At 71.6% G+C, this 12,970-nt stretch carries 13 protein-coding genes; 3 read left to right on the forward strand and 10 right to left on the reverse strand.

The window, feature by feature from the left end:
• Positions 1 to 8: 8 nt before the first annotated feature.
• The 5 genes from IEQ44_RS01505 to IEQ44_RS17785 all read right to left on the reverse strand — a co-directional run bounded on the left by IEQ44_RS01505 (position 9) and on the right by IEQ44_RS17785 (position 5,690).
• Positions 9 to 947: a bifunctional riboflavin kinase/FAD synthetase gene (locus IEQ44_RS01505; RefSeq protein WP_193636744.1), complete on the reverse strand. Its 939-nt coding sequence runs from the start codon at positions 945 to 947 to the stop codon at positions 9 to 11.
• Between the two features lie 77 nt (positions 948 to 1,024).
• Positions 1,025 to 1,903, reverse strand: a complete 879-nt coding sequence (gene truB / locus IEQ44_RS01510; RefSeq protein WP_193636637.1) for a tRNA pseudouridine(55) synthase TruB — start codon at positions 1,901 to 1,903, stop codon at positions 1,025 to 1,027.
• Positions 1,900 to 2,361: a 30S ribosome-binding factor RbfA gene (gene rbfA / locus IEQ44_RS01515; protein ID WP_193636638.1), complete on the reverse strand. Its 462-nt coding sequence runs from the start codon at positions 2,359 to 2,361 to the stop codon at positions 1,900 to 1,902. Before rbfA ends, truB begins: the two co-directional genes overlap by 4 nt.
• Positions 2,362 to 2,431: 70 nt before the next feature.
• The gene (gene infB, locus IEQ44_RS01520) at positions 2,432 to 5,266 is read right to left on the reverse strand and encodes a translation initiation factor IF-2 (protein ID WP_193636639.1); all 2,835 of its coding nucleotides are present in this window, start codon (positions 5,264 to 5,266) and stop codon (positions 2,432 to 2,434) included.
• Positions 5,267 to 5,390: 124 nt separating this feature from the next.
• A complete protein-coding gene (locus IEQ44_RS17785) occupies positions 5,391 to 5,690 on the reverse strand; it encodes a YlxR family protein (protein WP_319804415.1) in 300 nt (99 codons plus the stop codon).
• Positions 5,691 to 5,791: 101 nt separating this feature from the next.
• On the opposite strand from IEQ44_RS17785, the gene IEQ44_RS17790 reads away from it, so the two are divergent.
• On the forward strand, positions 5,792 to 6,241 hold the full coding sequence (locus tag IEQ44_RS17790) for a hypothetical protein (RefSeq protein ID WP_227486659.1): 450 nt from the start codon (positions 5,792 to 5,794) through the stop codon (positions 6,239 to 6,241).
• Positions 6,242 to 6,259: 18 nt separating this feature from the next.
• On the opposite strand, the gene nusA is transcribed toward IEQ44_RS17790, so the two are convergent.
• Complete coding sequence (nusA, locus tag IEQ44_RS01530; protein WP_193636641.1) at positions 6,260 to 7,237, reverse strand: transcription termination factor NusA; 978 nt, start codon at positions 7,235 to 7,237, stop codon at positions 6,260 to 6,262.
• Complete coding sequence (gene rimP, locus IEQ44_RS01535; protein WP_193636642.1) at positions 7,237 to 7,731, reverse strand: ribosome maturation factor RimP; 495 nt, start codon at positions 7,729 to 7,731, stop codon at positions 7,237 to 7,239. Before rimP ends, nusA begins: the two co-directional genes overlap by 1 nt.
• An 89-nt stretch (positions 7,732 to 7,820) precedes the next feature.
• Here rimP and IEQ44_RS01540 point away from each other — a divergent pair, with 89 nt between their 5' ends.
• Positions 7,821 to 8,348 carry a hypothetical protein gene (locus IEQ44_RS01540; RefSeq protein WP_193636643.1) on the forward strand — a complete coding sequence of 176 codons (528 nt, stop codon included), beginning with the start codon at positions 7,821 to 7,823 and terminating at the stop codon, positions 8,346 to 8,348.
• The gene (locus IEQ44_RS01545) at positions 8,345 to 8,809 is read left to right on the forward strand and encodes a ferritin-like domain-containing protein (protein ID WP_193636644.1); all 465 of its coding nucleotides are present in this window, start codon (positions 8,345 to 8,347) and stop codon (positions 8,807 to 8,809) included. The genes IEQ44_RS01540 and IEQ44_RS01545 overlap by 4 nt, the downstream gene beginning before the upstream one ends.
• Before the next feature lie 297 nt (positions 8,810 to 9,106).
• Here the strand turns inward: IEQ44_RS01545 and IEQ44_RS01550 are convergent, their stop codons facing one another.
• From IEQ44_RS01550 to ispG, 3 genes are all read right to left on the reverse strand, one after another.
• Positions 9,107 to 10,876 carry a proline--tRNA ligase gene (locus IEQ44_RS01550; protein ID WP_193636645.1) on the reverse strand — a complete coding sequence of 590 codons (1,770 nt, stop codon included), beginning with the start codon at positions 10,874 to 10,876 and terminating at the stop codon, positions 9,107 to 9,109.
• 62 nt (positions 10,877 to 10,938) lie between these two features.
• Positions 10,939 to 11,781 carry a GNAT family N-acetyltransferase gene (locus IEQ44_RS01555; protein WP_193636646.1) on the reverse strand — a complete coding sequence of 281 codons (843 nt, stop codon included), beginning with the start codon at positions 11,779 to 11,781 and terminating at the stop codon, positions 10,939 to 10,941.
• Between the two features lie 8 nt (positions 11,782 to 11,789).
• Positions 11,790 to 12,941 (reverse strand): flavodoxin-dependent (E)-4-hydroxy-3-methylbut-2-enyl-diphosphate synthase, encoded by a 1,152-nt coding sequence (ispG, locus tag IEQ44_RS01560; RefSeq protein ID WP_193636647.1) that lies wholly within the window; start codon positions 12,939 to 12,941, stop codon positions 11,790 to 11,792.
• Between the last annotated feature and the right edge of the window lie 29 nt (positions 12,942 to 12,970).

Genomic DNA, 12,970 nt, shown 5'->3' on the forward strand with positions numbered 1-12,970 from the left:
CGAACCAGTCAGGTCGCGAGGATGACGCGAGCCCGCTCGACGTCGTCGCGCATCGTCTCGACGAGCGCCTCGACGCTGTCGAACCGCACCATGCCGCGGATCCGGTCGACGAAGGCGACCTCCACCTCGACCCCGTAGAACTCCAGGTCGTCACGGTCCAGGACGTACGACTCCACGCGTCGCTCGCGGTCCCCGGCGAAGGTGGGGTTGGTGCCCACCGAGATGGCGGCCGGGTAGCGCTGACCCGTGTCGCGACGGGTGAGCCAGCCGGCGTAGACGCCGTCAGCGGGTGCGGCCTCGTTGCCAGGGGTGGGCACGTTGGCCGTGGGATAACCGAGCTCCCGACCTCGCTGGTCACCGCGGACGACGGCCCCCCGCACCGTGAACTGTCGCCCGAGCGCCTCCGCCGCGCCGGCGACGTCTCCGGTGGCCAAGCACTGGCGCACGTAGGTGGAGGACCAGACCTGCGGTCCGCCGTCGAGGGCCACGCCCTCCACCTCGAAGCCCCGCTCGACGCCCGCCTCGCGCAGCAGGGCGACGTCGCCTGCGGCCCGGTTGCCGAATCGGAAGTTCGCCCCGACCACGACGGCGCGGCTGCGCAGTGGCGTGGTCAGCACCCGGTCGATGAACTGCTCGGGGGTCCAGGCCGCGATCTCACGGTCGAACGGCACCACCAGCACGGCGTCGACACCGTGCTCGGCGAGCAGCGCGACCCTGGTGTCGATCGAGGTCAGCGTGGGGGGCGCGTGCTCCGGCCGCAGGACAGCGATCGGGTGCGGGTCGAAGGTGACCACGACGAGCTTCTCGACGCCCAGCTCGTCGGCCAGCGCCCGAGCCCGACGCAGGACGTGCTGGTGTCCGCGGTGGACACCGTCGAAGTTGCCGATGCTCACCACGGTCGCCCCGAGGTCCCGGGGCACTTCGTCGAACTGTCGCCACACGTGCACGCGAGAACTCTGCCACCTGTTGGCGACGGCGTGCACGCGGCCCCCGTCCGTCGGGCGGTCGGCCTCCGGTTGCCGACTCACTGGACGAAGACCGCCACCGGCTTCGCGCCACCGTCGTGGGGCTCGTAGAGCGCCAGGAAGTCGCCCTCCGGCGAGAAGACGGCCGTCAGCTCCGTCACGGCCAGGTCGAGGCGCCGGCCGAAGCGCACGGCGGCCGCGTCGTCCGCGGTGAGCTCGAGGGTGGGAAACGTCGCGCGCGCCGCCTCCTCGATCGGCACCACGTCGAGGTGCTCCTCGAGCTGCTCGAGGGTGCGCGCCCGGCGGAGGTCGAACTCGCCCACCGCCGTGCGACGCAGGGAGCTCAGGTGGCCCCCCACCCCCAGGACAGCGCCCAGGTCGCGGGCGATCGCGCGGATGTAGGTGCCGCTCGAGCAGCGCACGGTGAAGTCGACCTCGGTGGTCTCCCCCACCGCCTCGACCCGGTGCACCTCGAGGGAGTCGATCGTGACCCGACGCGGCTTCAGCACGACCTCTTCTCCGTCGCGCACCCGGGCGTACGCCCGCTTCCCGTCGACCTTGATCGCCGAGACCGCCGTGGGCACCTGGTCGATCTCGCCCACGAAGGCCGCCAGGGCCTCGCGGACCTCGTCCGAGGACAGGTGGGTCGCCGACGTGGTCGCGGTGACCTCTCCCTCGGCGTCGTCGGTCGTCGTGGCGACACCGAGCACGGCGGTCGCCTCGTAGGTCTTGCGGGTCAGCATGAGGTGGCCCAGGAGCCGGGTGGCCCGGTTGGTGCCGAGCACCAGGACGCCGGTGGCCATGGGGTCGAGCGTGCCGGCGTGGCCGACCTTGCGGGTGCCGGCCAGACGCCGGACACGCGCGACCACCGCGTGCGAGGTGAGCCCTCCGGGCTTGTCGACGACGACGAGCCCGGAGGGGGCCGCGGAGCTGCTCACTCCTCGACGTCCGCCTCGTCGTCGGTCAGGTCGTCGTCCTCGGGCCGAGGCTTCCGGTAGGGGTCCTCGTCGGAGGCGTAGGCGGCACCCACCCGCTGGGCCGCGACCGCCTCGTCCTGGGCCTTCGCCTTCGCCAGCACCTCGTCGAGGTGACGGGCGGTCTCCGGCAGGGCGTCGTGGATGAACTCGAGGGTGGGCACGTGGCGCGTGCCGAGCTGCTTGCCGACCTCCGAGCGGATGAGGCCCTTCGCGGACTCGAGCGCAGCAGCCGACGACTCCAGCGAGGACTCCTCACCGAACACCGTGTAGAAGATGGTGGCCTGCTGGGTGTCACCGGTGACCCGGACGTCGGTGACGGTCACGAACCCCAGGCGGGGGTCCTTGATCCGACGCTCGAGCATCTCGGCCACGATCACGTGGATCCGGTCGGCGATCTTGCGCACTCGGGGACTGGTCATGGTTCCTACTCTCGGGGCAAATGGGGAGTCGGCGCCAGCCTGAGGCCGGCGCCGACTCCTTCACGGGGTGTCAGGAGCGCGGGATCTCGCGCATCTCGAAGGACTCCACGACATCGCCGATCTTGATGTCCTGGTAGTTCTTCAGCACCATGCCGCACTCGAAGCCCTCACGGACCTCTGCGGCGTCGTCCTTCTCGCGGCGCAGCGAGGCGAGGTCGAGGTTGTCGGCCACCACGTTCTTGTCGCGGATGACCCGGACCTTCGCGTTGCGGCGGATGACACCGTCGATGACCATGCAACCCGCGATGTTTCCGGTCTTGGAGGAACGGAAGATCTCGCGGATCTCGGCCTGGCCGAGGGTGACTTCCTCGTACTCGGGCTTGAGCATGCCCTTGAGCGCTGCCTCGATCTCCTCGATGGCCTGGTAGATGACCGAGTAGTACCGGATCTCCACGCCTTCCTTGTCGGCCATCTGCGCCGCCTTGCCCTGCGGGCGGACGTTGAAGCCGATGATGATGGCGTCGGAGGCGGCAGCCAGGTCGACGTTGGTCTCGGTGATGGCACCGACACCGCGGTCGATGACGCGGATCGAGACCTCGTCGCCGACGTCGATCTGGGCCAGCGAGTCCTCGAGGGCCTCGACCGAGCCGGACACGTCGCCCTTGAGGATGAGGTTGAGCTCTTGGCTCTCGCCCTTCTCCATGGAGGCCATGAAGTCCTCCAGCGTGCGACGGACGCGACGCTTGGCCTGCATGGCCGCACGCTCACGGGCCTCACGCTTCTCGGCGATCTGGCGAGCCATGCGGTCGTCCTCGACCACGATGAAGTTCTGGCCAGCACCGGGCACGGCGCTGAGACCCAGGACCATCGCGGGACGCGACGGGTCGGCCTCCGCGATCTCGTTGCCGAACTCGTCGAGCATCGCGCGGACACGACCGTAGGCCGGACCGGCGACGATCGAGTCGCCCACTCGCAGGGTGCCGCGCTGGACCAGGATCGTGGCGACCGGACCGCGTCCACGGTCGAGGTGCGCCTCGACGACCAGACCCTGGGCGTCCTGCGTGGGGTTGGCCCGCAGGTCCAAGGACGCGTCGGCGGTGAGCACGACGGCCTCGAGCAGCTTGTCGAGGTTGAGCTCGGACTTGGCCGAGACGTCGACGAACATCGCGTCGCCGCCGTACTCCTCGGGGATCAGCCCGTACTCGGTCAGCTGACCGCGCACCTTCGTCGGGTCGGCGTCCTCCTTGTCGATCTTGTTCACCGCGACCACGATCGGCACACCGGCGGCCTTGGCGTGGTTGAGCGCCTCGACCGTCTGCGGCATGACGCCGTCGTCGGCCGCGACCACCAGGATCGCGATGTCGGTGGCCTGGGCACCACGCGCACGCATGGCGGTGAAGGCCTCGTGACCGGGGGTGTCGATGAAGGTGATGCGACGGTCCTCGCCGTCGACCTCGGTGTGCACCTGGTAGGCACCGATGTGCTGCGTGATGCCACCGGCCTCCTTGGCGCCGACGTTGGCGTTGCGCAGGGCGTCGAGCAGCTTGGTCTTTCCGTGGTCGACGTGACCCATGACCGTGACGACCGGCGGGCGGACCACGAGGTCGCCCTCGTCGCCCTCGTCGGCACCGAACTCGAGGTCGAACGACTCGAGCAGCTCGCGGTCCTCGTCCTCCGGGGAGACGATCTGGACGACGTAGTTGAGCTCCTCGCCGAGCAGCTCGAACGTCTCGTCACCGACCGACTGCGTGGCGGTCACCATCTCGCCGAGCGAGAAGAGCATCTGCACCAGGGCAGCCGCGTCGACGTTGATCTTCTCGGCGAAGTCGGTCAGGGACGCGCCCCGCGCCAGGCGAACGGTCTCGCCGTTGCCCTTGCGGACGCGCACGCCGCCGATCGTCGGGGCCTCCATGGCCTCGAACTCCTGGCGACGGGCGCGCTTCGACTTGCGACCGCGACGCGACGGACCACCGGGACGCCCGAAGGCACCCTGGGTCTGGCCGCGCTGACCGGGACGACCACCGCCGCCGGGACGGCCGGGGCCGCCACCGAAGCCGCCGGGACCGCCACCGGGACGACCCGCGCCGGCACCGGCGCCAGCGCCGGGACGACCACCCGGACCACCCGGACGACCGCCGGGACCGGGACGACCGGGCGCACCACCGCGGGCGGGGGCGCCACCGGGACCACGGCCGAAGGCGGCCGGGGACTTGGGCATCATCGCCGGGTTGGGGCGCGGCATGCCGCCACCGGGACGGGCGCCGGGGGCGCCTCCGTCACGGGACGACGGGGGACGCGGCGGGCGGTTCTCCTCGCCGGCGCCGCTGGCCGGCGGGGCCGCGGGACGACGTCCCATGCCCTGGCTCGGCGCGAAGGGGTTGTTGCCCGGGCGCGGGGCGCCCGGCTTGCCGACCGGCCGGGGGGCCGGGGACTTGGGGACACCGCCGGGTCGCGGGGCGCCGGCCGACGGTCGGGGACCGGGGCCCGCGGGCTTCGGGGCCGCGGCAGCGGGGGCCGACGGGGCCTCCGGTGCAGCCGGCTCTGCCTGCGCAGGCGCCTCGGCGGCCGCAGGCCTGGGAGCCTTGGGGCCCGGCTTCGGCGCGACCGGAGCGGTCGACTCAGCGGCAGGCGCGGGGGCCTCGGGGGCCGCAGGCTTCGGTGCGGCGGGCCTGGGGGCCGACGGCTTGGCCGCGGTCGGCTCCGCCGGCTTCTCGGCGGCAGGAGCCGCAGCGCCTGCCTTCTTCAGCTCGTCGCCGAACTGCTTCTTGAAGCGCATCTCGACCGGGGGCTCGACCGTCGACGATGCCGACTTGACGAACTCCCCCATCTCCTTGAGCTTCTCGAGAACGAACTTGCTCTCGACTCCGAACTCCTTGGCGAGTTCGTGGACTCGGGTCTTGGCCACGTTAGAACGTTGCTCCTTCTGGCCCGAGTCCCGGTGGGGTCGGACCGTTAGTGGTGGTGCTGGCTCATCGGAAAGTACTCATCGAGTGCTCATGAGCTGCTGCTCCAGTTTCTGGTCGGTTGGTTCACTGATCATCGGTCCGAGCGAGGTGTTCCCCCACCAGCTCGCCGGCCAGGTGCTCGGAGACCCTCAGGGCCCGGCCGAACGCCCGGCGGCGCACGGCGAGTTCATGGCACCGGGCGGTCGGGTGCAGGTATGCCCCTCGGCCCGGAGCGGTGGCGGTGGGATCCGGCACGACGACCACACGACCGTCGGGGCCCGAACCGGCCACCACGCGCAACAACTCACTCTTCGTGGCCCGCTCACGGCACCCGACGCATGTCCGGACAGGACCTGCGGACGGGGTGACCGTTGCGCGAACCACTGGGCCAACCCTACCCCGTCGGCCCCACAGGACCGAACTGGGCCGCCGGGGCACCCGCCCGTGGCGGGACGCCCACGACCCGCAGGGGCCATGATGTGGGGGTGTCCTCACTCCAGTGTCCCGCCACGCTGCTGGTCGCGGCCTGCGGTGCCGTTGCGGAGGCGTCGGCCGCCGAGGTGGTCCGGGACTGGTACGCGCAGCTGGCGCACCGACGGGTGGCCTCGGTGTGGTCGGCCCCCTCGGCCGGGGCCCGGGCGGTCGCCAGGGATCTCTCCGTACGTCTGGGGTGCCCCGTGCAGCTCCGCCCGGACCTCGACGACGGCGTCCCGGGGCAGGGGGCGGCCTCGACCCTGCGCGAGGTCCTGCAGGAGGCCGCCGACCTCCACCGCGGGGAGACCGTCCTGGTGCTGCTCGGCGCCGCCACCCCGGGAGACGCATTGGAGCGGATCGTCGGCGGGACGTCCCGTGGCCACCGCGACACCGACCTCGTCGAGCTCGAGGTCGACGAGGAGTGGCGCGTGGTCACCGGCCCGGACCGACCGTCCCCCTGATCGGTCCGGTGCCGACGGTCAGCCCTGCGGAGACTCCTCGTCGGAGCGGATGTCGATGCGCCAGCCGGTGAGGCGCGCCGCGAGCCGGGCGTTCTGCCCCTCCTTGCCGATCGCCAGGGAGAGCTGGAAGTCGGGCACGACGACACGACAGGCCTTCGCAGCGCGGTCGACCACCTCCACGGAGGAGACGCGGGCCGGCGACAGGGCGTGGGCGACCAGCTCGGCCGGGTCCTCCGACCAGTCGACGATGTCGATCTTCTCTCCGTGGAGCTCGGCCATCACGTTGCGGACCCGGGACCCCATGGGGCCGATGCAGGCTCCCTTGGGGTTGACGCCGGGCACGGTGGAGTGGACCGCGATCTTGGTGCGGTGGCCGGCCTCGCGGGCGATCGCAGCGATCTCGACGGTGCCGTCGGCGATCTCGGGCACCTCGAGCGCGAAGAGCTTCTTGACCAGCCCGGGGTGGGTGCGCGAGAGGGTGATCTGGGGGCCCCGCATGCCCTTGCGCACCGACACGACCAGGCACTTGATCCGGGTGCCGTGGGTGTACTCCTCCCCGGGCACCCGCTCGCCGACCGGCAGCAGCGCCTCGAGCTTGCCGAGGTCGACCATGACGTCGTCGGGGTTGCGACCCTGCTGGATGACGCCGGAGACGATGTCGCCCTCACGGCCGGAGAACTCACCGAAGCGCAGCTCGTCCTCGGCGTCGCGCAGACGCTGGAGCATGACCTGCTTGGCCGTGGTGGCGGCGATGCGACCGAACCCGTCGGGTGTGTCGTCGGACTCCCCGATCACCTGTCCGTCGTCGTCGAGCTCGGGCACCAGCACGGCCACGTGGCCGGTCTTGCGGTCGACCTCGACCCGCGCACGGCCCTGGGAGCCGGGGGTCTTGTGGTAGGCCGTCAGCAGCGCCTGCTCGATCGCCTCGACGAGCACGTCGAAGGAGATCTCCTTCTCGCGCTCCAGCATTCGCAGGATGCTCAGGTCGATGTCCATCAGTCGTCCCCGTCCTCGTCGTTGCTCCTGCGGTTGAACTCGACCTGCACCAGCGCCTTGACGACGTCGGCGTAGACCACGGTGTGGTCGGCCCCGTCGACCTCCACGGTCGCCGAGGTCTCGTCGCTGTCGCCGATGCGGCCGCTCACCTCGCCACCCTCGACGAGGGTGATCCGCACCAACCGGCCGGCGTTGCGGCGCCAGTGCCGGGGAAGGGTCAAGGGACGGTCCACGCCCCGGGAGGTCACCTCGAGCAGGTAGGGCTGCTCCCCCATCACGTCGGACGACTCCAGGACCACGTCGACGGCACGGGTGGCCTCGGCGACGTCGTCGAGGGTCACACCCCCGTCCTTGTCGACCGCGACCCGGAGGACCCGCCGCTTGCCGGCAGCCGAGAGCTCGACCGCCTCCACGTCCAGTCCGAGCTCACCGAGCGGACCGAGGAGGGCCTCCTCGACCCGGGCCCTGGTGGCGTCTGTCTTGGCACTGCTCACGGGTGGACCTCCTGTTCTGTTGTCGCAGGCCACCTTAGCCGTCCAGCCCCTCGGCTTCCACGTCCGGCCCGACGCCCTAGGCTCTCGCCATGCCCTCGCCCCTCCGCGCCTCACGCCGCGCCGTGCTGGCGGGCGCAGGAGTGGCGGTGCTGGCCGGCGGGTTGACCGGCTGCGACCTGCCGGGACCCTCCGGCACCACGTCCTCCGACGCACCACCGGGGACCTCGGCGGACCACCCGGACGACGACCTGGTGAGCGGTGCGGTCGCCGACTCCGAGGAGCTCCTGGCCCTGACCCTGGCCGTCGCCGCTGCGCATCCCGCGCTCGGTGGCACGACCGAGGCGTGGGCCGAGTGCCACCGCAGCCACCTGCAGGTGCTGCGCGTCGACTCCCCCGGCGAGACCCCGAGCGCCACACCGGCGCCGAGCGTGAGCCCCCCAGGGGTCCCGACGTCTCCCGGGCGCGCCCTGCGCCAGCTGCTCTCCCGCGAGCGGGCGCACGCGGCCACCCTGGCCGCGGCGGCGGCCACGGCCGAGTCGGGCGCCCTGGCCCGTCTGCTGGCCTCCATGTCGGCCGGCGTCCAGATGCATCTCGCAGCCACCGAGGCCCGGCCGTGACGACCGACGCACCCACCCTCGAGTCAAGCGTCCCCGCCCTCCAGGAGGCGCTGGCGGCCGAGCACGCTGCAGTGCACCTCCTGGGCCACCTCGGGGGCGTCGTGTCGGCACGGACCGATCCGGCGCAGCACCTGCTGCTGCGCGCAGGGCACGTGCGCCACCGCACGCTGCGCGACCGTCTGGTCGAGGCGCTGCGCTCGGTCGGCGCGACCCCCACCCCGGCCGAGGCGGCCTACTCGCTGCCGACGGGCTCGGACGCCACCTCCGTGCGGACGGCGGTCGTCGACCTGGAGGAGCGGTGCGCGCAGACGTACGCGCTGCTCGTCGCCTCCACGACGGGCGAGCTGCGCGCCACCGCCATGGAAGCGCTGGTCGCCGCAGGCCGGGCGCAGGTCGCGTGGGGCGCACCTCCCACGCCCTTTCCGGGCGCCCCCGAGCTGCTCGACGCCTCGCGTTCCTGAGCGACTCCCGTCCAGGCCAGCGACCGCCGACAGGGGCAGCGACGCCCCAAATGGGGAGCGACCCGGGGCCACTGCTCGGTGAGGGAGTCCCGAGATCTCCCCCAACGAGTGGGCCACCGGGTCGCACGGGGTTGGTCAGCAACAACCCCTGTGGTCAGAACCTGGGTCGAGGATTCTTGCCACTGACAAGAGTGTGCAGCATGCGGAACACAGGAACCACACAATTCAGACTGCATGTTCTTGCACTGCGAAAAGGCGCAAGACGACCAGTGGGTAACCTTCGGTCGCGTAGCCCACTCAGGAGCGGACCAGCGCCACCAGGTGAGCGACGGCGTCGGCCAGGGCGACCTCGGTACGCTCGCCGCTCGCACGGTCCTTGACCTCCACCACACCGTCCGCCACACCGCGACCGACCGTGAGGATCGTGGGCACGCCGATCAGCTCGGCGTCCTTGAACTTCACCCCGGGGCTGATCTTGCCGGCGCGGTCGTCGTAGATGACCTCCACGCCTGCGGCGTCGAGCTCACCCGCGATGCGTTCCGCCTCCGCGAAGACCGCGGCGTCCTTGCCCGCAGCGACGACGTGGACCTGGGCCGGCGCGACCTCGCGCGGCCAGCAGAGACCGATCTCGTCGAGCGTGTTCTCGGCGATCGCACCGACCGCGCGGGAGACCCCCACACCGTAGGAACCCATCGTGACCGTGACGAGCTTGCCGTTCTCGTCGAGCACCTGGAGCCCCAGCGCCTCGGCGTACTTCGTGCCGAGCTGGAAGACGTGGCCCATCTCGATGCCGCGAGCGGACTCCAGGGTGCCCTCGGTGCAGTCGGGGCAGGCGTCGCCGTCGCGCACCTCGGCGGCCTCGATGGTGCCGTCGGGCGTGAAGTCCCGAGCGGCCACGAGGTCGATGACGTGCTGGCCGGCGACGTTGGCGCCGGTGACCCAGCGGGTGCCCGCGACCACGCGTGGGTCGACCAGGTAGCGGATGCCGGACGCAGACTCGGCACCGAGCACCTCGGGGCCGATGTAGCCCTTGACCAGCGCCGGGTGCCTCTTCAGCTCGTCGTCGTCCATCGGCTCGACCTCGATCGGCTCCAGCTGTCCCTCGAGGCGCTTGACGTCGACCTCGCGGTCGCCGGGCAGGCCGATGGCCAGCGGCTCGGAGGTGCCGTCCGGGTGGCGCAGCACGACGAGCACGTTCTTCAGCGTGTCGGCCGCGGTCCACGCACGGTCGTCGCGGGCGAACTTCTCGTTGAGGTGGTCGACGAGGGTCTCGATGGTCGGGGTGCTGGGGGTCTCCTCGGCGTGCGCGGCGGGCAGTCCGTCGATCGCCAGCGCCTCCGGCGCGCGCGTGGTCACCGCCTCGACGTTGGCCGCGTAGTCGCAGCGCGTGCAGCGCACGTAGGTGTCCTCGCCGACCTCGGCGGTGGCCAGGAACTCCTCGGAGGCAGAGCCGCCCATGGCGCCGGAGGTCGCCTTGACGACCACGTAGTCGAAGCCGAGACGGTCGAAGATGCGTACGTACGCGGCGCGGTGCGCGTCGTAGCTGGCCTGCAGGCCGGCCTGGTCGACGTCGAAGGAGTAGGAGTCCTTCATGACGAACTCACGACCACGCAGGATGCCGGCGCGCGGACGCGCCTCGTCGCGGTACTTGGTCTGGATCTGGTAGATCGACAGCGGAAGGTCCTTGTAGGAGGAGTACAGGTCCTTCACGACGAGGGTGAACATCTCCTCGTGGGTCGGGCCGAGCAGGTAGTCGCCGCCCTTGCGGTCCTTGAGCCGGAACAGGTTGTCGCCGTACTCGGTCCAGCGGTTGGTCGCCTCGTAGGGCTCCCTGGGCAGCAGGGCCGGGAAGAGGAGCTCCTGGGCACCGATGGCGTCCATCTCCTCGCGGACGACGTTCTCGACCTTGCGCAGGACCTTCAGCCCCAGCGGCAGCCAGGAGTAGACACCCGGGGCGGCGCGCCGCACGTAGCCGGCACGCACCAGCAGCCGGTGGCTCGGGACCTCGGCGTCGGCCGGGTCGTCACGGAGGGTGCGTACGAAGAGCTGGGACATCCGCATGATCATGGGAGCAGGCTACTGGCGCCTCCCGCGGGGACGTGCACCGCGGACGACGGCCCCTGCCCGCCTCACCACATGACGGTGGCGAAGCGCGCCGTCTCCACGAAGCCGACCTTCTCGTAGGCCGCCCGCGCGGGTGCGTTCCACTCATTGACGTAGAGCGAGACGACCGGCGCGACCTCGCGCCGCACGGACTCGGCGACCGCAGCCATCCCCGCCACGGCCAGCCCCTGACCGCGCAGGTCCGGCCGGACCCAGACGCCCTGGACCTGGGCGGCCCACGGCGAGGCGCACGCCACCTCCGCCTTGAACTCCACCTGGCCGTCGGCGTCGTAGCGGGCCCACGACCATCCTCGGGAGACCAGCTGGCGCACCCGGGCCAGGTAGGCCTCGGCTCCCCCGCCCGCCTCCGGGGAGACACCGACCTCCTCGGTGTACATCGCCACGCACGCGGGATGGAGCGCCTCGACGTCGTCAGCGCGGCTGTGTCGCACGAGCGGGTCGGGCGCCACCCGGGGTGGGCCCACGTACTCCAGGTGGGGTTGCGACCAGCGCTCGTCACGAGCCGGCCCCCAGGCGCCGTCGAGCTCGTCGCAGAAGGCGGCGACGAGGTCGTGCTCCCCCACCACCGTGCTCGCACGACGTCCGTGGCGCAGGGCGTGGCGCGCGAACCGCCGGACGTCGTCGGGGTCGCAGCCGACCGGGACCAGGTTGGCGGCCACATGGCAGGCCGCCACGAGGACGTCGCCCTCGAACCGCCCCCAGACCTCACCCCCGAGCCAGCGGGGGTCGAGGGCGGTCGCGCGGGCACGGTGCTCGGCGAAGACGTTGACGACGCGATCCTGAGCGGTCAGCGCGAGGAAGTCCGCCAGGTCACCGCGACCGAGGACCCGGATGCCGTCGTCGTCCACGGCTGACCTCAGGAGACCTGGACCTCCGCCGCCGCGCCCTCGACGGGCTCCATGCCCTCGGCGATGCGCAGGGCCTCCTCGATCAGGGTCTCGACGATCTTCGACTCGGGCACCGTCTTGATCACCTCGCCCTTGACGAAGATCTGCCCCTTGCCGTTGCCGGAGGCGACGCCCAGGTCAGCCTCACGGGCCTCGCCGGGTCCGTTGACGACGCACCCCATGACGGCCACCCGCAGGGGCACCTCGAGTCCGTCGAGCCCGGCGGTCACCTGCTCGGCCAGCGTGTAGACGTCGACCTGGGCGCGGCCGCACGAGGGGCAGGAGACGATCTCGAGCTTGCGCTCGCGCAGGTTGAGCGACTGCAGGATCTGCAGGCCCACCTTGACCTCCTCCACCGGCGGGGCGGAGAGCGAGACCCGGATCGTGTCGCCGATGCCGCGGCTGAGCAGCGCCCCGAACGCGGTGGCGGACTTGATCGTGCCCTGGAAGGCCGGTCCGGCCTCGGTGACCCCGAGGTGCAACGGCCAGTCGCCGGCCTCGGCCAGCAGCTCGTAGGCCCGCACCATCACGACGGGGTCGTTGTGCTTCACCGAGATCTTGAAGTCGCGGAAGCCGTGCTCCTCGAAGAGGCTGGCCTCCCACACCGCCGACTCCACGAGCGCCTCGGGAGTGGCCTTGCCGTACTTCTCCAGGAGGCGCTTGTCCAGGGACCCCGCGTTGACGCCGATGCGGATCGAGGTGCCGTGGTCGGAGGCCGCACGCGCGATCTCCTTGACCTGGTCGTCGAACTTCTTGATGTTGCCCGGGTTGACACGCACGGCGGCACACCCGGCCTCGATGGCGGCGAAGACGTACTTCGGCTGGAAGTGGATGTCGGCGATCACCGGGATCTGCGACTTCTTCGCGATCGCGGGCAACGCCTCGGCGTCGTCGGCGCTGGGACAGGCCACGCGGACGATGTCGCAGCCGGCCGCGGTCAGCTCGGCGATCTGCTGCAGCGTCGAGTTGACGTCGGAGGTGAGCGTCGTGGTCATCGACTGCACCGAGACGGGGTGGTCGCTGCCGACCCCGACCGAGCCCACCCGGATCTGCCTGGTCTGTCGACGCGGAGCAAGGACCGGAGGGGGAAGGGCGGGCATGCCCAGACCGATGGAAGTCATGCCGACAGGCTACTGCTCACCCGGGAGCG

Origin of the sequence: Nocardioides malaquae (genome assembly GCF_015070385.1) — a bacterium.
GTDB lineage: Bacteria > Actinomycetota > Actinomycetes > Propionibacteriales > Nocardioidaceae > Nocardioides > Nocardioides malaquae.